Origin of the sequence: Paraburkholderia antibiotica, from assembly GCF_012927125.1 — a bacterium.
Classification (GTDB): domain Bacteria; phylum Pseudomonadota; class Gammaproteobacteria; order Burkholderiales; family Burkholderiaceae; genus Paraburkholderia; species Paraburkholderia antibiotica.
On record NZ_JABBFZ010000016.1, the window covers coordinates 83,389 to 99,798 of the forward strand.

General features: G+C 66.0%; 19 protein-coding genes. All 19 read left to right on the forward strand.

Features of this window, described 5'->3' with window-relative positions; all coding sequences use genetic code 11:
• Positions 1-13: 13 nt before the first annotated feature.
• The 19 genes from HHL14_RS23525 to hisH all read left to right on the forward strand — a co-directional run bounded on the left by HHL14_RS23525 (position 14) and on the right by hisH (position 16,311).
• Positions 14-1,144: an FAD-dependent oxidoreductase gene (locus HHL14_RS23525; protein ID WP_169499985.1), complete on the forward strand. Its 1,131-nt coding sequence runs from the start codon at positions 14-16 to the stop codon at positions 1,142-1,144.
• 66 nt (positions 1,145-1,210) lie between these two features.
• Positions 1,211-1,408: a sulfur carrier protein ThiS gene (gene thiS, locus HHL14_RS23530; protein ID WP_169499986.1), complete on the forward strand. Its 198-nt coding sequence runs from the start codon at positions 1,211-1,213 to the stop codon at positions 1,406-1,408.
• A 163-nt stretch (positions 1,409-1,571) separates the two neighbouring features.
• Positions 1,572-2,387, forward strand: a complete 816-nt coding sequence (locus HHL14_RS23535; RefSeq protein WP_169499987.1) for a thiazole synthase — start codon at positions 1,572-1,574, stop codon at positions 2,385-2,387.
• Entirely contained in the window at positions 2,384-3,487 is a 1,104-nt protein-coding gene (gene thiE, locus HHL14_RS23540) for a thiamine phosphate synthase (protein ID WP_169499988.1), read from the forward strand. Before HHL14_RS23535 ends, thiE begins: the two co-directional genes overlap by 4 nt.
• A gap of 95 nt (positions 3,488-3,582) precedes the next feature.
• Complete coding sequence (locus tag HHL14_RS23545; protein ID WP_169499989.1) at positions 3,583-4,404, forward strand: ABC transporter ATP-binding protein; 822 nt, start codon at positions 3,583-3,585, stop codon at positions 4,402-4,404.
• Positions 4,401-5,168 carry a lipid asymmetry maintenance ABC transporter permease subunit MlaE gene (mlaE, locus tag HHL14_RS23550; protein ID WP_169499990.1) on the forward strand — a complete coding sequence of 256 codons (768 nt, stop codon included), beginning with the start codon at positions 4,401-4,403 and terminating at the stop codon, positions 5,166-5,168. The genes HHL14_RS23545 and mlaE overlap by 4 nt, the downstream gene beginning before the upstream one ends.
• 82 nt (positions 5,169-5,250) lie before the next feature.
• Entirely contained in the window at positions 5,251-5,793 is a 543-nt protein-coding gene (mlaD, locus tag HHL14_RS23555) for an outer membrane lipid asymmetry maintenance protein MlaD (RefSeq protein ID WP_206002481.1), read from the forward strand.
• Positions 5,794-5,804: 11 nt separating this feature from the next.
• On the forward strand, positions 5,805-6,818 hold the full coding sequence (locus HHL14_RS23560) for an MlaA family lipoprotein (RefSeq protein WP_169499992.1): 1,014 nt from the start codon (positions 5,805-5,807) through the stop codon (positions 6,816-6,818).
• A gap of 114 nt (positions 6,819-6,932) precedes the next feature.
• The gene (locus HHL14_RS23565; RefSeq protein ID WP_169499993.1) at positions 6,933-7,565 is read left to right on the forward strand and encodes an MlaC/ttg2D family ABC transporter substrate-binding protein; all 633 of its coding nucleotides are present in this window, start codon (positions 6,933-6,935) and stop codon (positions 7,563-7,565) included.
• A complete protein-coding gene (locus HHL14_RS23570) occupies positions 7,562-7,882 on the forward strand; it encodes an STAS domain-containing protein (RefSeq protein WP_169499994.1) in 321 nt (106 codons plus the stop codon). Before HHL14_RS23565 ends, HHL14_RS23570 begins: the two co-directional genes overlap by 4 nt.
• 189 nt (positions 7,883-8,071) lie before the next feature.
• Positions 8,072-9,004 carry an ABC transporter ATP-binding protein gene (locus HHL14_RS23575; RefSeq protein WP_169499995.1) on the forward strand — a complete coding sequence of 311 codons (933 nt, stop codon included), beginning with the start codon at positions 8,072-8,074 and terminating at the stop codon, positions 9,002-9,004.
• On the forward strand, positions 9,001-9,765 hold the full coding sequence (locus tag HHL14_RS23580; protein WP_169499996.1) for an ABC transporter permease: 765 nt from the start codon (positions 9,001-9,003) through the stop codon (positions 9,763-9,765). The genes HHL14_RS23575 and HHL14_RS23580 overlap by 4 nt, the downstream gene beginning before the upstream one ends.
• Before the next feature lie 13 nt (positions 9,766-9,778).
• Complete coding sequence (locus HHL14_RS23585; RefSeq protein WP_008918725.1) at positions 9,779-10,018, forward strand: BolA family protein; 240 nt, start codon at positions 9,779-9,781, stop codon at positions 10,016-10,018.
• A 13-nt stretch (positions 10,019-10,031) separates the two neighbouring features.
• Positions 10,032-11,393, forward strand: a complete 1,362-nt coding sequence (gene murA, locus HHL14_RS23590; protein ID WP_407945300.1) for a UDP-N-acetylglucosamine 1-carboxyvinyltransferase — start codon at positions 10,032-10,034, stop codon at positions 11,391-11,393.
• Positions 11,390-12,091: an ATP phosphoribosyltransferase gene (hisG, locus tag HHL14_RS23595; RefSeq protein WP_169499998.1), complete on the forward strand. Its 702-nt coding sequence runs from the start codon at positions 11,390-11,392 to the stop codon at positions 12,089-12,091. The genes murA and hisG overlap by 4 nt, the downstream gene beginning before the upstream one ends.
• Positions 12,092-12,148: 57 nt before the next feature.
• Complete coding sequence (gene hisD, locus HHL14_RS23600; protein ID WP_169499999.1) at positions 12,149-13,483, forward strand: histidinol dehydrogenase; 1,335 nt, start codon at positions 12,149-12,151, stop codon at positions 13,481-13,483.
• 278 nt (positions 13,484-13,761) lie between these two features.
• Entirely contained in the window at positions 13,762-14,832 is a 1,071-nt protein-coding gene (gene hisC, locus HHL14_RS23605; RefSeq protein ID WP_169500000.1) for a histidinol-phosphate transaminase, read from the forward strand.
• Positions 14,833-14,934: 102 nt separating this feature from the next.
• Positions 14,935-15,522, forward strand: a complete 588-nt coding sequence (hisB, locus tag HHL14_RS23610; protein WP_169500001.1) for an imidazoleglycerol-phosphate dehydratase HisB — start codon at positions 14,935-14,937, stop codon at positions 15,520-15,522.
• A gap of 147 nt (positions 15,523-15,669) precedes the next feature.
• Positions 15,670-16,311 (forward strand): imidazole glycerol phosphate synthase subunit HisH, encoded by a 642-nt coding sequence (hisH, locus tag HHL14_RS23615; RefSeq protein WP_169500002.1) that lies wholly within the window; start codon positions 15,670-15,672, stop codon positions 16,309-16,311.
• Positions 16,312-16,410 lie beyond the last annotated feature (99 nt).

The window sequence follows — 16,410 nt, forward strand, 5'->3', positions numbered from 1 at the left end:
TGGAGCGTGCGCGATGAACCGCTCTTCCCGACCCGATTTCGCCGTGCTCGGCGGGGGCCTGTGCGGCCGGCTGGTCGCGTGGCGGCTTGCCGGCGAAGGGCATCGCGTGGCGCTCTACGAACGTGGCGATGCCGCCGGCTCGCAGGCCGCCGCGTGGGTGGCCGCGGCGATGCTCGCGCCGCTCGCCGAAGCCGCGAGCGCCGAACTGCTGATCACGCGGCTCGGCGCGAGTTCGCTCGAAAGCTGGCCGAACGTGCTCGCCGAACTGCCGGAGCCGGTGTTTTTCCAGCGCAACGGCACGCTGGTGGTCTGGCATCACGCCGACCGCACCGAGGCGCCGCTGTTCGAGCGCCGGGTGCGCTCGAACGCGCCGGCCGAGTTGCTCGACGGCGGCTTCGTCGCGCTGGCTGGGGCCCAACTGGGCGCGGCCGAACCCGCGCTGGCCGGGCGCTTCAACCAGGGCTGGCTGTTGCCGCGCGAAGGCCAGCTCGACAACCGTCAGGTGCTCGCCGCGCTGGCCGCGGGCCTCGCCGAACGCGGCGTCGACACGCACTGGAATACGCCGGTCGACGCCACCTCGCTGCCGGACGCCGGTATCACGATCGACTGCCGCGGCCTCGGCGCCAAGCCGGTGCTGCCGACGCTGCGCGGCATCCGTGGCGAAGTCGCGCGCGTGCACGCGCCGGGTCTGCAATTGAGCCGCCCGGTGCGGCTGCTGCATCCGCGTTACCCGCTCTATATCGCGCCGAAGCAGAACGGCCTGTACGTGATCGGCGCGACCGAGGTCGAAGGGGAGGACATGTCGCCGGTCAGCGTGCGCTCGGCGCTTGAGCTGCTGAGCGCGGCGTTCTCCGTGCATCCCGGTTTCGGCGAGGCGCGCATTCTCGAGCTGAACTCGCAGTGTCGACCGACCTTGCCGGACCATCGTCCCGCGCTGCTGTGGGACGGCGCGCGCACGTTGCGCGTGAACGGCCTGTACCGGCACGGCTATATGATTGCGCCCGAAGTCGCCGATGAAGCCGTGCGTTTTGCCAACGCGTTGCTCGACGGCCGCGTCGGCGATGCCGATGCGTTCGCCGGCTGGCGACGCGACGCGCGCTGGAGCGAGCTGTTCCAGCAGGATTTCGCGCGGGAGCCGGCTTGAGCGTCGCGCGTCATTGCGCCGCCCGCCTTGCCGCTTTCGCCCTCGATTGAACCGTATTCGAACACCATGGACATTCATATCAATCAGAAGCCGTTGTCGCTGCCCGAAGGCGCGACTGTCGCCGATGCGCTCGCCGCCTATGGCGCGCGTCCGCCGTTCGCGGTCGCGCTGAACGGCGATTTCGTCGCGCGTACCCAGCATTCGGCGCGCGCGTTGCAAGCGGGCGACCGGCTCGACGTTGTGCAACCGGTCGCGGGCGGCTGAGCGCGTTTGGCGCCAGCTTGCCGCTGACAGGCGGCCGCCAACGATCGCCGCCAACCCTTTGCCGCAAAGCCGCGGCTGCAAGCAGGTCGATGTAAACAGATCGATCGAACGGCTGCTGTAAAAGCCCGATGCAACCCCGCCGCGGCCAACCAGGATGATGCAAATGACTTCTCATGAGACCGCCGACGCGCTCACGCTGTACGGTCAACCCTTCGCGAGTCGCGTGCTGCTCGGCACCTCGCGCTATCCGTCGCTGCAGTCGCTGTCCGATTCGATCGACGCCGCACGCCCCGGCATGGTGACCGTCGCGCTGCGCCGCCAGATGAACGAAGGCAACGCCGAAGCCGGCTTCTTCGATCTGCTCAAGCGCCACGGCGTGCCGCTCCTGCCGAACACGGCGGGCTGCCTGACCGTCGACGAAGCGGTGACGACCGCGCACATGGCGCGCGAAATCTTCGAGACCGAGTGGATCAAGCTCGAACTGATCGGCGACGACTACACGCTGCAGCCCGACCCGGTCGGCCTGATCGAGGCCGCCGCGCGGCTCGTCAAGGACGGCTTCAAGGTGCTGCCGTATTGCACCGAGGATCTGGTGATCGGCCGTCGTCTGCTCGACGCCGGCTGCGAGGCGCTGATGCCGTGGGGCGCGCCGATCGGCACCGGCAAGGGCGTGATCAATCCGTACGGGCTGCGCGTATTGCGCGAGCGGCTGCCGGACGTGCCGCTGATCGTCGACGCCGGGCTCGGCGTGCCGTCGCATGCGGCCCAGGTGATGGAGTGGGGCTTCGACGGCGTGCTGCTGAACACGGCGGTATCGCAGGCCACGCACCCCGACGCGATGGCGCGCGCGTTCGCGCTCGGCGTCGAGGCGGGGCGCGAGGCCTATCTGGCGGGGCCGATGGCCGAGCGCGAGAGCGCGCACGCGAGCACGCCGGTGGTCGGCATGCCGTTCTGGCATCAGGATGGAGGTGCGGCATGACCCAGTCGCTGACTTTGAAGAATCGTGACCTGTTCTGGCCGCCGGCCGACGAACTGGTCGAAGCGACCGAGCGCATTCGCGCCCGTCTCGGCGACTGGCCGCCGACCCACGCGCCGTGGCGCCTCTGCCTGACCGCGCCGGACGCACCGAACGGCGGCGACCTGATCGTGATCGCCGACGCTCAGCAGCACGGCGAGCAGATGGCGCGCTGGCTGACGCAGGGCGCGGGGGTGATCGTCGCCGCGGAAAATCGCGCGACGCTGCATCTGGGCGGCAAAAAGTACGGCCTCGAAGGCCATCTGGCGGAAGACTGGATTGCCGCGCTGGCCGCGTTCCTCGACTGCGGTTTCGATCCGCACGACGCGTTGACGCTCGCGCTCGCGTGGCGCGACGGCGACGAAACCCGCGCCGACGACGCGTTCCCGTCCGACCTTACCCGCTTTCCGCGCCTGACCGGCCTGCCGGCCGCGCCGGCGCAGGCGTTCCCGCGTTGCCCCGACAGGCTCGGCCTGTATCCGGTGCTGCCGACCGCGGACTGGGTCGAACGGGTGGTCGGCTTCGGCGTGAAGACGACGCAGCTGCGTCGCAAATCGGCCGAACCCGCCGACGAGCTGAAGCGCGAAATCGCTCGCTGCGTGGCGGCCGGCCGCGCGCACGACGCGCAGGTGTTCATCAACGATCATTGGCAGGCGGCGCTCGAAGCCGGTGCGTACGGCGTGCACCTCGGCCAGGAAGACGTGCACACGGCGGATCTGGCGGCGCTCGCCGACGCGGGTATCCGGCTCGGTCTGTCGACGCACGGTTTCTACGAAATGCTGAAGGCGCTACATTTCCGTCCGAGTTACATTGCTCTGGGCGCGGTGTTTCCGACCACGACCAAGGTGATGCCGACCGCGCCGCAGGGCCTGAAGCGTCTCGCGCGCTATGTGCGGCTGCTCGACGGCGTGGTGCCGCTCGTCGCGATCGGCGGAATCGATCTGCAGGTGCTGCCGGACGTGCTCGCGACGGGCGTCGGCTGCGCGGCGGTGGTGCGCGCGGTGACGGAGGCGGCCGACCCGGCTGCCGCGGTTTCTGCGCTGCAACACACGTTTACGCAATAATCGTCAGGCATCGTCAAAGGAAAGGGACACCTCACGGCAGCTTTTGCAGGGTGGCCCTATAATTCGGCCTTCCCTGTAAAAGGATTGTCAGTTTGGTGCCTTCCTCTCCCGAGACCCTACTCGAGCTGCGTGACGTCGACTTTGGTTACGGCGATCGGCTCGTCCTGTCGAATCTGAATTTGCGCTTCCGGCGCGGTCAGGTCGTTGCGGTCATGGGCGGCTCGGGTTGCGGCAAGACCACGGTGCTGCGCCTGATCGGCGGCCTCGTCCGCGCGCAGCGCGGCCAGGTGCTGTTCCACGGGCAGGACGTCGGCGCGCAGACGCGCGAAGGTCTTTACGCGCTGCGTCGCAAGATGGGCATGCTGTTCCAGTTCGGCGCGCTGTTCACCGACATGTCGGTGTTCGAAAACGTCGCCTTCTCGCTGCGCGAGCACACCGATCTTCCCGAAGAATTGCTGCGCGACCTTGTGCTGATGAAGCTCAACGCGGTCGGGCTGCGCGGCGCGCGCGACCTGCTGCCGTCGGAGATTTCGGGCGGCATGGCGCGGCGCGTGGCGCTGGCGCGCGCCATCGCGCTCGACCCCGAACTGATGATGTACGACGAACCGTTCGCCGGTCTCGATCCGATCTCGCTCGGCATCACCGCGAACCTGATCCGCACGCTGAACCAGGCGCTCGGCGCGACCTCGATCCTCGTCACGCACGACGTGCCGGAATCGTTCGCGATCGCGGACTACGTGTACTTTCTCGCCAACGGCGGCGTGCTCGCCGAGGGCACGCCGGACGAGCTGCGCGCATCGACGGACCCGACGGTCCGGCAATTTATCGACGGCGCGCCTGACGGGCCGTTCAGATTCCACTATCCGAGTCAGACGCCGCTGGCGGCGGATTTCGGCATCGGCGGAGGCCGGTCATGATCAGTGCGATTGGTCGCTCGGTGCTCGGCGGGCTCGGCACGGCCGGCTACGCGACGCGTTTTTTCCTCCGGCTGGTGCTCGAATTCTTCCCGCTGCTGCGCCGGCCGCGTCTTGTCACGAAGCAGATCCACTTCGTCGGTAATTATTCGCTGGTGATCATCGCGGTGTCGGGGCTGTTCGTCGGCTTCGTGCTGGGTCTGCAGGGCTATTACACGCTAAATCGCTACGGCTCCGAGCAGGCGCTCGGGTTGCTGGTCGCGCTGTCGCTCGTACGCGAGCTCGGGCCGGTCGTGACGGCGCTGCTGTTCGCCGGCCGCGCGGGCACCTCGCTGACCGCCGAAATCGGTCTGATGAAGGCGGGCGAGCAACTCACCGCGATGGAAATGATGGCGGTCGATCCGGTCAAGGTCGTGATCGCGCCGCGTCTGTGGGCGGGCATTATTTCGATGCCGATCCTCGCCGCGATCTTCAGCGCGGTCGGCGTTCTGGGCGGTTATGTGGTGGGCGTGCTGCTGATCGGCGTCGATGCCGGCGCGTTCTGGTCGCAGATGCAGGGCGGTGTCGACGTGTGGCGCGATATCGGCGCCGGGGTCGTCAAGAGCGTGGTGTTCGGCCTCGCGGTGACCTTCGTCGCGCTGTTTCAGGGCTACGAGGCGAAGGCGACGCCGGAAGGCGTGTCGCGCGCGACGACTCGCACGGTCGTGTACGCATCGCTCGCGGTACTGGGCCTCGACTTCCTGTTGACCGCACTGATGTTCAGCTAAGACCGCGCAGCGCGGCGGCTGCCGGCGGCGCACGATGCGCCGCGCGCGGCGGGAAGCGGCGGCGCGGCGGATTCACTTTGGGATGACGATGAAAAAGAATGCTCTCGACTTCTGGGTCGGCCTGTTCGTGGTGCTGGGTTTCGTGGCGTTGCTGTTTCTCGCGCTGAAGGCCGGCAACATGAGCTCGTTGTCGTTCCAGCCGACTTACCCGGTCAAGCTCAAGTTCGACAATATCGGCGGGCTGAAGGCGCGCGCGCCGGTGAAGAGCGCGGGCGTGACGGTCGGCCGGGTCGCCTCGATCGGCTTCGACAGCAACACGTACCAGGCGCTGGTCACGATCAATATCGACAGGCAATATCAGTTTCCGAAAGACACGTCGGCGAAGATCCTGACCTCGGGCCTGCTCGGCGAGCAATACATCGGGCTGGAGCCGGGCGGTGACTCGGAAATGCTGAAGGCGGGCGACACGATTTCGATGACGCAATCGGCTATCGTGCTGGAAAACCTGATCGGTCAGTTCCTGTATAGCAAGGCTGCGGATTCCGGCGCGGCGAAACCCGCCGCACCGGCGGCGACTCCGGCGCCCGGCGCGCCCGCCGCCGGCAGTGCCGGTCAGGGCCAATAAGGAGAATTACGATGCAGACGACACTGCAGACCCCGCGCAGCGGTGCGCGCGTCCTACAGTTCGGCAAGCTCGCGGTAGCGGCGGCGCTGCTCGCCGGCTGCACCACCGTGCAGACGCCGACCAAGGGCGACCCATTCGAAGGACTGAACCGCACGATCTTCACCGTCAACGACAAGATCGACCAGTACGCGCTGAAGCCGGTCGCGAAGGGTTACGTCTGGGCCACGCCGCAGCCGGTGCGCGACAGCGTGACGAACTTCTTCTCGAACATCGGCGACGTCTACATCGCGGCGAACAACCTGCTGCAGCTGCGGATCGCCGACGGCGTGTCGGACATCATGCGGATCGTGATCAACACGGTGTTCGGTGTCGGCGGCCTGTTCGACGTCGCGACGCTCGCGAAGCTGCCGAAGCACGAGAACGACCTTGGTCTGACGCTGGGCCACTATGGCGTGCCGGCGGGGCCGTATCTGGTGCTGCCGCTGTTCGGCCCGAGTACCGTGCGTGATGCGGTCGGCTCGCTCGGCAACTACTACGTGAACCCGATCAGCTACATCGATCCGCCGGGCCTGAGCTGGGCGCTATACGGCCTGAACGTGGTCAATACGCGCGCGAACCTGCTCGGCGCGAGCGACGTGCTGGAAGGCGCGGCGCTGGATAAATACTCGTTCGTGCGCAACGCGTATCTGCAGCGTCGCCAGTATCTGCTGTCGGATAACCGGCGGCGTCCGCAGGATCTGCCGAGCTACGACGAGGAAGCGCCGCTGCCGAAGTACGACGACGACTCCGGTGTCGCGACCGGCACGGCAGGCGCCGCGGGCACGCAGGGTGCTGCGAAGGCGCTGCCGGCGTCGGGCGCGGCTGCGGCCACGCCGGCGCAGGGCGCCTCGGCGCCTGAAGCCGCGTCCGGCAGCGCTACAACGCCGTTGCTCGACGAGAACGGCAATCCCGCCAACACGCAGATTCCGGCTGGCCAGTTGGTGCCGCCTTCGCGTTTCAACTTCCCGTCTTTCAAGTTGCGTTGAACGTGCAGCCGTAACAGATCGATACGACTCTCGCAGTTTGCGCATGGATTGCCGTCGAACTCGCGTGGTAAGGTCGGTTTCACCGGTTGCACTATTTTTGAGGCAAGGCTCGATATGAAAAAATTCTTCCTGATTCCGCTGTTTGCGGCGTTGTTTTCGTTCGTTAGCGCAGGCGCTTTGGCACAAACCGTCGACACCAGCCAGCCGGACGTGTTGGTCAAGACCGTCACCCAGCAGGTGATCGACCAGATTCGCGATGACAAGTCGATCCAGCAGGGCGACATCTCGCACATCACGCGTCTCGTCAACGAAAAGATCCTGCCGTACACCGATTTCCGCCGCACCACGCAACTCGCGATGGGCCGTAACTGGCGCGCCGCGACACCGCAGCAGCAGGACCAGGTGGTCGAGCAGTTCAAGATGCTGCTGATCCGCACGTATTCGGGTGCGCTCGCCCAGGTGCGCGACCAGCAGATCCAGTACCGGCCGTTCCGCATGAATCCGGACGACACCGACACGGTGGTGCGCTCGGTCGTGATGAACAACGGTCAGCCGATCCAGCTCGACTACCGCCTGTACAAGACGCCGCAAGGCTGGCGCGTGTATGACATCAACGTGCTCGGCGCATGGCTGATCCAGGCGTATCAGCAGCAGTTCAACGAGCAGATCCAGCAGAAGGGCGTGGACGGTCTGATCCAGTTCCTCACCCAGCGTAACCAGCAACTCGCCGCGGGCAAGCAGTCGTGAGCGAAGTGCTGAACCCGGTCGCGAACCGCTTCGACAGCGGCGCGACGCTGACCCACGAGAGCGCGAAGGCCGCGCTCGAGGCGGGTTTGCAACGCATCGCGGCGGGCGCGGGCGGCGTCGATTGCGCGCCGCTCACGCAATTCGATTCGTCCGCGCTCGCGGTGCTGCTCGCGTGGGTGCGGGCCGCCACCGCGCGCGGCGTCGAATTCGAAATCGTCAATCTGCCGGCTGGTCTCGCCAGCCTCGCGCAGGCCTACGGCGTCGATACTCTCCTGACTTCCGCCACCGCCAGCATGGTTGCGTCGGCGCGACATTGACGCTCAACTAGCGTCGTTCCTCTCCTTCCGGCCGGGCCGGGGGTGTCAGTTTTTGCCCTATAATCAAACGTTTTTTTGGGGCGCTGAACTGGCCCCGAATCGGCCTCGATGCCGTTTCTTCCAGCATTTGCTCGTCCCCAGGCTCTATCGGGGCTACTTTAGGCGCCGCGACACACGCGGCCCATAGTCATGTCAGCCATAGAAATTCGTAACGTCAAGAAGCGCTACAAGGACTTGCAGGCGCTCAAGGGCGTCAGCCTCACGGTCGAAGAAGGCGAGTTCTTCGGACTGCTCGGTCCGAACGGTGCGGGCAAGACGACGCTCATCAGTATCCTCGCGGGTCTCGCGCGCGCCGACGAAGGCAGCATCGCGGTGCGTGGTCACGACGTCGTCGGCGATTTCCGCAATGCGCGCCGCGCGCTCGGCGTGGTGCCGCAGGAACTCGTGTTCGATCCGTTCTTCACCGTGCGCGAAACGCTGCGCATCCAGTCCGGCTACTACGGTCTGCGCAATAACGACGCGTGGATCGACGAGATCATGGCCAATCTCGATCTCACCGACAAAGCCGACGCCAACATGCGCGCGCTGTCGGGCGGCATGAAGCGCCGTGTGCTGGTCGCGCAGGCGCTGGTGCACCGGCCGCCCGTCATCGTGCTCGACGAGCCGACCGCGGGCGTCGACGTCGAGTTGCGCCAGACGCTGTGGAAATTCATCTCGCGCCTGAATCGCGAAGGTCACACGATCGTGCTGACCACGCACTATCTGGAAGAAGCCGAATCGCTGTGCGACCGCATCGCGATGCTGCGTCGTGGCGAGGTGGTCGCGCTCGATCGCACCAGCACGCTGCTGCAGCGCTTCGCCGGCATGCAGCTGTTCGTGCGCTTCGCGCAGGGCGTGCTGCCCGCCGAGCTGCGTCCGCTCGAAGCGGAAAGCAGCGCGGCCAACGGTAACGGCCGCCAGCATCTGCTGCGTCTGACGAGCTACGACGACGTCGAGCGGATCCTCGCGCAGTGTCGCGCGGCCGGTTGTACATTCGAAGAAATCGAGGTCCGCAAGGCCGACCTCGAAGACGTATTCGTTCAGGTGATGAACGGTCCGGAAGTGATCGAGGGGCTTGCATGAGCGGGTACAGTGGATTTAGCACGCTGTTCTACAAAGAACTGCTGCGTTTCTGGAAGGTGTCGTTCCAGACCGTGCTCGCGCCGGTCATCACCGCGCTGCTGTACCTGACCATCTTCGGTCACGCGTTGCGCGGCCATGTGCAGGTCTATCCGGGCGTCGAGTACACGAGCTTCCTGATTCCGGGCCTCGTGATGATGAGCGTGCTGCAGAACGCGTTCGCCAACAGCTCGTCTTCGCTGATTCAATCGAAGATCACCGGCAACCTCGTGTTCGTGCTGCTGCCGCCGCTGTCGCACTACGAGATGTTCGCGGCCTACGTGCTCGCGGCCTGCGCGCGCGGTCTGTGCGTCGGCTTCGGCGTGTTCATCGTGACGATCTGGTTCGTGCCGCTCGCCTTCAGCGCGCCGCTCTACATCATCCTGTTCGCGATTTTCGGCGCGGCGATTCTCGGCACGCTCGGTCTGATCGCCGGCATCTGGGCCGAGAAGTTCGACCAGCTCGCCGCGTTCCAGAACTTCCTGATCATGCCGCTCACGTTCCTGTCGGGCGTGTTCTACTCGACCCATACGCTGCCGCCGGTGTGGCGCGAAGTGTCGCGGCTCAATCCCTTTTTCTACATGATCGACGGCTTTCGCTACGGCTTCTTCGGCGTGTCGGATATCGACCCGCTGGTGAGTCTCGCGATCGTCGCCGGTTTCTTCGTGGTGCTGGCTATCGTGGCGATGCGCATGCTCGCCACCGGCTACAAGCTGCGCCACTGACGAGGAGCTTCTTATGTTGCCGACTCCTGAACAGGTCAAACAGTACATCGCGGCTGGACTCGCGTGCGAGCATCTCGAGGTCGAAGGTGACGGTCAGCATTTCTTTGCGACGATCGTTTCGCCGAACTTCGAAGGCAAGCGCCTGATCCAACGCCATCAACTCGTGTACGCGGCGCTCGGCGACCGCATGCGCGAAGAAATCCACGCGCTCAGCATGAAGACGCTGACGCCCGCCGAATGGCAGAACGCGTAAATCTGGAAATTTAGTGCGAATTACACAGGAAGGGCGCGACGCTGCCAGCGGCGCGCCGAACACAGACAAGGCAGGTCCGGGCGCGAACCGGGCCGATCAGGAACCGACAGGCATGGATAAACTCATCATTGAAGGGGGCTACCCGCTCTCCGGTGAAGTGGTCGTCTCGGGTGCGAAGAACGCGGCGTTGCCGATCCTGTGCGCGGGTCTGCTCTCCGCCGAGCCGGTGCATCTGGAGAACGTGCCGGATCTGCAGGACGTGCGCACCATGCTCAAGCTGCTCGGCCAGATGGGCGTGCGCATCGAAGCGGCCGAGGGCCGCGTCGCGCTCGACGCGTCGACGGTCGACAACCTCGTCGCGCCGTACGAGATGGTGAAGACCATGCGCGCGTCGATCCTCGTGCTCGGTCCGCTCGTCGCACGCTTCGGTCATGCGCGCGTGTCGCTGCCGGGCGGCTGCGCGATCGGCGCGCGGCCGGTCGACCAGCACATCAAGGGCCTGCAGGCGATGGGCGCCGAGATCACGATCGAGCACGGCTTCATCGAAGCGCGCGCGAAGCGTCTGAAGGGCGCGCGCATCGTTACCGACATGATCACCGTGACCGGTACCGAGAACCTGCTGATGGCGGCGGTGCTGGCCGACGGCGAGACGATCATCGAGAACGCCGCGCGTGAGCCGGAAGTGGTCGACCTCGCGCATCTGCTCGTCGCGATGGGCGCGAAGATCGACGGCATCGGCACGGACCGTCTGGTGATCCAGGGCGTCGACAAGCTGCACGGCGCGAAGCACGCGGTGATTCCGGACCGCATCGAAGCAGGCACGTTCCTGTGCGCGGTCGCGGCGGCCGGTGGCGACGTCACGCTGCGCAAGATGCGTCCGCAACTGCTCGAAGCCGTCACCGAAAAACTGCGCGAAGCGGGCGTGACGGTCGAGGAAGGCGACGACTGGATGCGCGTGCGCATGGACAGGCGCCCGAGCGCGGTCACTTTCCGCACTTCCGAATACCCGGCGTTCCCGACCGACATGCAGGCGCAGTTCATGGCGCTGAACACGATCGCGGACGGCACCGCGCAGGTCGTCGAGACGATCTTCGAGAACCGCTTCATGCACGTGCAGGAGTTGAACCGCCTCGGCGCGAGCATCACGATCGACGGCAACACCGCGCTCGTCACCGGCGTCGAGAAGCTCTCCGGCGCGAAGGTGATGGCCACCGACCTGCGCGCGTCCGCGAGTCTCGTGATCGCCGCGCTGCGCGCCGAGGGCGAAACGCTGATCGACCGTATCTATCACCTCGATCGCGGCTACGACCGCATGGAAACGAAGCTCAACGCGATCGGCGCGAAGGTGCGTCGCGTGTCCGGGAGCGAGGCATGAGTTCGATGCCGCAAACGTCGTCGTCGCCGGCGGTGAGCGCGCCGCTCACGCTCGCGCTGTCGAAAGGGCGTATCTTCGAGGAAACGCTGCCGCTGCTCGCGGCGGCCGGCATCGAAGTCGCGGAAGATCCGGAAACGTCGCGCAAGCTGATCCTGCCGACCACCGACCCGAACCTGCGCGTGATCATCGTGCGCGCGACCGACGTGCCGACCTATGTCGAGTACGGCGCGGCCGACTTCGGCGTGGCCGGCAAGGACGTGCTGCTCGAGCATGGCGGCAGCGGCCTGTATCAGCCGGTCGATCTGGACATCGCGCGCTGCCGCATGTCGGTCGCGGTGGCCGCGGGTTTCGATTACGCGAACGCGGTGCGCCAGGGCGCGCGTCTGCGCGTCGCGACCAAGTACGTTGAAACCGCACGTGAGCATTTTGCCGCCAAGGGGGTGCACGTCGACCTGATCAAGCTGTACGGTTCGATGGAGCTGGCGCCGCTGGTCGGTCTCGCCGACGCGATCGTCGACCTGGTCAGTTCGGGCAATACGCTGCGTGCGAACAATCTTGTCGAGGTGGAAGAGATCATGCAGATTTCGTCGCGCCTCGTTGTGAACCAGGCGGCGCTGAAGCTCAAGCGTGCCGCCTTGCGACCGATTCTCGATGCGTTCGCCAGCGCGTCGTTGAAACCGGGCGCTCCCGCGGCCTGACCGACACGGCACTTTGACCACGTAGCTCAAGCGCGCCTTACCGAAACGGATACCTGTATGTCTATCAAGATTCGCAAACTCGATTCCACCGCTCCCGACTTCCACAAGTCGCTGCACGCGGTGCTCGCGTTCGAGGCGAGCGAAGACGAAGCCATCGAGCGCTCGGTCGCACAGATTCTGAACGACGTGAAGGCGCGCGGCGACGAGGCGGTACTCGAGTACACGAACCGCTTCGACCGGCTCGACGCGCAGAGCGTCGCCGGACTCGAACTGCCGATGGCCGAACTCGAAGCGGCGCTCGAAAGCCTCGAGCCGAAGCGGCGTGCGTCGCTCGAAGCGGCGGCGGCGCGCGTGCGCGGCTATCACGAGAAGCAGAAGATCGAATGCGGCAGCCATAGCTGGCAGTACACCGAGGCCGACGGCACGGTGCTTGGCCAGAAGGTCACGCCGCTCGATCGCGCGGGCATCTATGTGCCGGGCGGCAAGGCGGCGTATCCGTCGTCGGTGCTGATGAACGCGATTCCGGCGCGGGTTGCCGGTGTGCGCGAGATCGTGATGGTGGTGCCGACGCCCGACGGCGTGAAGAATCCGCTGGTGCTGGCCGCGGCGCTGCTCGGCGGCGTGGACCGCGTGTTCACGATCGGCGGCGCGCAGGCGGTCGGCGCGCTCGCGTACGGCACGCAGACCATTCCCGCGGTCGACAAGATCTGCGGTCCCGGCAACGCGTACGTCGCGTCGGCGAAGCGTCGCGTGTTCGGCACGGTCGGCATCGACATGATCGCGGGACCGTCGGAAATTCTCGTGCTGTGCGACGGCACGACCGACCCGCGCTGGGTCGCGATGGACCTGTTCTCGCAAGCCGAGCACGACGAGCTCGCGCAGTCGATCCTGCTGTGCCCGGACGACGCGTTCATCGCGCGCGTGCACGAAGCGATCGACGAACTGCTGTCCACCATGCCGCGTCACGAAGTGATCCGCACGTCGCTCGAGAATCGCGGCGCGCTGATCAAGGTGCGCGACATGGCCGAAGCCTGCGCGATCGCCAACGACATCGCGCCCGAGCATCTCGAAATCTCGGCGCTGGAGCCGCATCAATGGGCGCAGCAGATCCGCCACGCCGGCGCGATCTTCCTTGGCCGCTACACGAGCGAGAGCCTCGGCGATTACTGCGCGGGCCCGAATCACGTGCTGCCGACTTCGCGTACCGCGCGCTTCTCGTCGCCGCTCGGCGTCTACGACTTCTTCAAGCGTTCGAGCCTGATCGAAGTCAGCGCGGAAGGCGCGCAGACGCTCGGCGAGATCGCTGCTGAACTCGCCTACGGCGAAGGTCTGCAGGCGCATGCGCGCAGCGCCGAATACCGGATGCGGCAGAACAACAACGAACGCGGTTGACGCGCATGACCGGCAGCGGCGGCGCGTGAAGCACTAGCGGCCAGCGGGAAGCCGCGCAAGCGGCGAGGGTAGCGGCAAAACATGCGTCGAGCATGATCCGTGCGCCCACCGCCAGCGCGGACCACTGCCCATGCTGGTCGCGCGGGTTCCCGCCCGTGCGACGGATCGCGCACCGTTCGCCCGTTCAATAACGACAACAGAGACCAGAGACCAACCAGCGCGGCCCCGTGCCGCCGACAACCGGGCCGGCGTTTTCCGCGCGGCCCGGCCCCCGAACTATGACGACACCTCAAGACATCATCCGCCGCGACGTGCTCGCAATGACGAGCTACCCGGTTCCGGACGCCACCGGCTTCATCAAGCTCGACGCGATGGAAAACCCGTTTCCGCTGCCGCCGGAACTCGCCGCGCATCTCGGCGAGCGTCTGGCCGGCGTCGCGCTGAACCGCTATCCGGCGCCGCGCCCCGAAGCGCTGATCGAACGGATTCGCCACGTGATGGGCGTGCCGGCGGGCTGCGACGTGCTGCTCGGCAACGGTTCGGATGAAATCATCAGCATCGTGTCGGTTGCGTGCGCAAAGCCGGGCGCGAAGGTGCTCGCGCCGGTGCCGGGGTTCGTCATGTATCAGATGTCGGCGAAGCTCGCGAATCTCGAATTCGTCGGCGTGCCGCTCAAGGCCGATTTCACGCTCGATACCGACGCGATGCTCGCGGCGATCGCCGAGCACGAGCCGGCCATCATCTATCTCGCGTATCCGAACAACCCGACCGGCACGCTGTTCGACGATGCCGACATCGAGCGCATCATTGCCGCCGCGGACAAGAGCCTTGTCGTGATCGACGAGGCGTATCAGCCGTTCGCGCAGAAGAGCTGGCTGCCGCGCGCCGATCAGTTCGACAACGTCGTCGTGATGCGCACGGTGTCGAAGCTCGGCCTCGCCGGCATCCGCCTCGGCTATCTGGTCGGCAAGCCCGCGTGGCTCACCGAATTCGACAAGGTGCGTCCGCCGTACAACACCAACGTGCTGACCCAGGCCGCCGCCGATTTTCTGCTCGACCACGTCGGCGTGCTCGACGCGCAGGCCGCGCAATTGCGCGACGAACGCGCGAAACTCGCGCAGGCCGTGGCCGCGCTGCCGGGCGCCGAAGTGTTCCCGAGCGCCGGCAACTTCCTGCTGGTGCGCGTGCCCGATGCGTCCGTGCTGTTCGAAACCCTGCTGACGGCGCGGGTTCTGATCAAAAACGTGAGTAAAATGCATCCATTGCTGGCTAATTGCGTGCGTTTGACCGTCGGTTCGCCGGACGAAAACGCCCAGTTGCTCGCCGGCCTGAAACTCGTGCTGCGCTGAGCGGCGGCGCGAGGCGGCCGCGCCGATCCCCAATCGTCGCGCGGCCGGTCGTTTTTCCATCCCACACTACTAGCGCTTTCTAGTCAGATTCGAGGAATTACCATGCGCCTTGCGGAAGTCGTTCGCAACACCAGCGAAACGCAGATCCGTGTGAAGATCAACCTGGACGGCACCGGTCAGCAGAAGCTGGCCACCGGTGTGCCGTTCCTGGACCACATGCTCGACCAGATCGCCCGCCACGGGCTGTTCGACCTCGAGATCGAAGCGCATGGCGATCTGCATATCGACGACCACCATACGGTCGAAGACACCGGCATTACGCTCGGCCAGGCCGTCGCGAAGGCGATCGGCGATCGCAAGGGCATCCGCCGCTACGGCCATTCGTACGTGCCGCTCGACGAAGCGCTGTCGCGCGTCGTGATCGATTTTTCTGGCCGTCCGGGCCTCGAATTCCACGTGCCGTTCACCCGTGCGCGCATCGGCACGTTCGACGTCGACCTGTCGATCGAATTTTTCCGCGGCTTCGTGAACCACGCCGGCGTGACGCTGCACATCGACAATCTGCGCGGCATCAACGCGCACCATCAGCTCGAGACCGTGTTCAAGGCGTTCGGGCGCGCGCTGCGCATGGCCGTCGAGATGGACGAACGCGCGGCCGGACAGATTCCGTCGACCAAGGGCAGCCTTTAATCAGCCTCTAACGTTTTTCAGCGCCGTTAGCGTCTTCAGCCATTCACCTCGAACGGGGCCGTCCGGCAGCATCATGCGGGCCGGCCAGTGTCGCTCGACGCCGCGCGGCGGCGTCGATGGATTGAAGGCCGGGCGGCCAAACCTGAAATGAAAACTTCGATAGCGATTGTGGATTACGGAATGGGCAACCTGCGCTCGGTGGCCCAGGCGTTGCGCCAGGCCGCGCCCGAAGCGGACGTGGCCATCGTCGACCGGCCCGAAGCGATCCGCGCGGCCGACCGCGTCGTATTGCCCGGGCAGGGCGCGATGCCCGACTGCATGCGCAGTCTCGGCGCGTCCGGCTTGCAGGAAGCGGTCGTCGAGGCGTCGCGCAGCAAACCTTTGATGGGCGTGTGCGTCGGCGAACAGATGCTGTTCGACTGGAGCGCCGAAGGCGACACGCCGGGCCTCGGCCTGCTGCCCGGCAAGGTGGTGCGCTTCGAGCTCGAAGGCCAGGTGCAGGACGACGGCTCGCGCTTCAAGGTCCCGCAGATGGGCTGGAACCGCGTGCGTCAGGCGCAACCGCATCCGCTGTGGGACGGCGTCGCCGACAACGCGTTCTTCTACTTCGTGCACAGCTATTACGTGGTGCCCGGCAACCCGGCGCATACGTCGGGCGAAACGGTGTACGGCGTGCCCTTTACCTCGGCGGTAGCGCGGGATAACATCTTCGCCACCCAATTCCACCCGGAAAAGAGCGCCGACGCGGGTTTGCGCGTGTATCGCAACTTCGTGCACTGGAACCCGTGAACCCTTTCCCGCATCCCGTTGCCCCGCGTCAAAAGCGCGGCATCGCGGTTTCGTTTCAGACCGGCGCGTCGCTAGAGCGCCGAAAGACTTGTACTAAAC

What these genes read in the sequence shown, in the direction of transcription:
- HHL14_RS23525 (WP_169499985.1), top strand. Translation starts at nt 14, where the DNA reads ATGAACCGCTCTTCCCGACCCGATTTCGCCGTGCTCGGCGGGGGCCTG.
- thiS (WP_169499986.1), top strand. Translation starts at nt 1,211, where the DNA reads ATGGACATTCATATCAATCAGAAGCCGTTGTCGCTGCCCGAAGGCGCG.
- thiE (WP_169499988.1), top strand. Translation starts at nt 2,384, where the DNA reads ATGACCCAGTCGCTGACTTTGAAGAATCGTGACCTGTTCTGGCCGCCG.
- HHL14_RS23565 (WP_169499993.1), top strand. Translation starts at nt 6,933, where the DNA reads ATGAAAAAATTCTTCCTGATTCCGCTGTTTGCGGCGTTGTTTTCGTTC.
- HHL14_RS23535 (WP_169499987.1), top strand. Translation starts at nt 1,572, where the DNA reads ATGACTTCTCATGAGACCGCCGACGCGCTCACGCTGTACGGTCAACCC.
- HHL14_RS23560 (WP_169499992.1), top strand. Translation starts at nt 5,805, where the DNA reads ATGCAGACGACACTGCAGACCCCGCGCAGCGGTGCGCGCGTCCTACAG.
- hisC (WP_169500000.1), top strand. Translation starts at nt 13,762, where the DNA reads ATGACGACACCTCAAGACATCATCCGCCGCGACGTGCTCGCAATGACG.
- hisB (WP_169500001.1), top strand. Translation starts at nt 14,935, where the DNA reads ATGCGCCTTGCGGAAGTCGTTCGCAACACCAGCGAAACGCAGATCCGT.
- mlaD (WP_206002481.1), top strand. Translation starts at nt 5,251, where the DNA reads ATGACGATGAAAAAGAATGCTCTCGACTTCTGGGTCGGCCTGTTCGTG.
- hisH (WP_169500002.1), top strand. Translation starts at nt 15,670, where the DNA reads ATGAAAACTTCGATAGCGATTGTGGATTACGGAATGGGCAACCTGCGC.
- hisG (WP_169499998.1), top strand. Translation starts at nt 11,390, where the DNA reads ATGAGTTCGATGCCGCAAACGTCGTCGTCGCCGGCGGTGAGCGCGCCG.
- HHL14_RS23585 (WP_008918725.1), top strand. Translation starts at nt 9,779, where the DNA reads ATGTTGCCGACTCCTGAACAGGTCAAACAGTACATCGCGGCTGGACTC.
- hisD (WP_169499999.1), top strand. Translation starts at nt 12,149, where the DNA reads ATGTCTATCAAGATTCGCAAACTCGATTCCACCGCTCCCGACTTCCAC.
- mlaE (WP_169499990.1), top strand. Translation starts at nt 4,401, where the DNA reads ATGATCAGTGCGATTGGTCGCTCGGTGCTCGGCGGGCTCGGCACGGCC.
- HHL14_RS23580 (WP_169499996.1), top strand. Translation starts at nt 9,001, where the DNA reads ATGAGCGGGTACAGTGGATTTAGCACGCTGTTCTACAAAGAACTGCTG.
- HHL14_RS23575 (WP_169499995.1), top strand. Translation starts at nt 8,072, where the DNA reads ATGTCAGCCATAGAAATTCGTAACGTCAAGAAGCGCTACAAGGACTTG.